General features: G+C 52.5%; 1 protein-coding gene and 1 pseudogene. One reads left to right on the top strand and one right to left on the bottom strand.

Annotated elements, in window-relative coordinates; genetic code table 11:
* Window positions 1–102 precede the first annotated feature (102 nt).
* Window positions 103–802: pseudogene (locus tag BM317_RS29695) on the bottom strand (transposase).
* 16 nt (window positions 803–818) lie between these two features.
* Between BM317_RS29695 and BM317_RS30920 the strand changes: the two are divergent.
* Window positions 819–1,031 (top strand): hypothetical protein (locus BM317_RS30920; protein WP_218190567.1); only part of this gene is annotated, 213 nt, incomplete at its 3' end.

Here is a 1,031-nt window from a genome sequence, read left to right as displayed (position 1 = left end):
AAGCCTTACCCCATGCTGATGAAAACACGTCGATCAGCAAGGGCCGAGGTCAGGAAGAATGGACACCCGAAGAAGGTTAAGTAAGTGCCATTCGGGACAGATTTATTTTCCCGGCTCAGTCCTCGGCCGCCCCTGCCCTCGCTGCTCTACCCGCACACCCACAATCCGCTCGACCTCATCTACGAAACGGCTTGTACCCGTCAGTTGACCTCGCTGCAAAGCATCGCGGATTAATCGAAGCTGATCAGTCGGAATGGCCTGGCGCACAAACTCTTCATACCGATGCCACCGCTCCATAGGGGTATCACCTAAAGCCATGAAACAGGGATCAGCATCCAACCAGCCCCCGCCAGACTCATCATCTACCCGGCTTCGATAGCTCGACCATGCATAGTCTGCGACGTTGGCGACCATGCGAGCGCGCACAGGATTCAATTCAATGTAACGACTACAAGCGAGCAAATATGAATCTGACTGCACCACACTGGATTTGTAACGACTTTCCCACAAGGTGCCTGAGCGCCCTTCCAATCGATTGCGATAGCGCGTCGCACGGGCAGCCAGTGCTTTCATTAATTGCCCCAATCCAGCGGTTGACTCCCCAGGAGCTAGCAACAAATGGACATGATTCGTCATCAAGCAATAGGCGTAGACCTTCACCTCGAACGCATCTCAGCTCGCGCAGATCAGAGAGATAACGCTGATAATCCTCTGCCGCCGCAAACACCACCTGACGGTTATGGCCTCGCTGCACTACGTGATGCGGGTAATTCGGTAAAACAATACGTCCCATCCTGGGCATATTTGATTCCTCCTCCATGGAAGCTTTCAGCGTAGCAAAAAATCAAATAAATCTGTCCCCTTTTGCCGTCCCCTTTTTTCCCTTGCCCCCTTTTTTCCCTAACCAGGACTTTGTCCGCTTCGTCGGTTACCACCACAACGCTGTTGTTCGAATGCAGATCTATGCCACAGAATTTCATCACGGCCTCCTCAGCAAAAGTCTAAGTTCGCACCTTGAATTTTGCGCCACC

The organism is Pseudomonas sp. NFACC24-1, assembly GCF_900115235.1.
Lineage (GTDB): Bacteria > Pseudomonadota > Gammaproteobacteria > Pseudomonadales > Pseudomonadaceae > Aquipseudomonas > Aquipseudomonas fluorescens_AA.
Note: the sequence above shows the minus strand (reverse complement) of the source record. Positions and strands in the feature narration are given on the sequence as shown.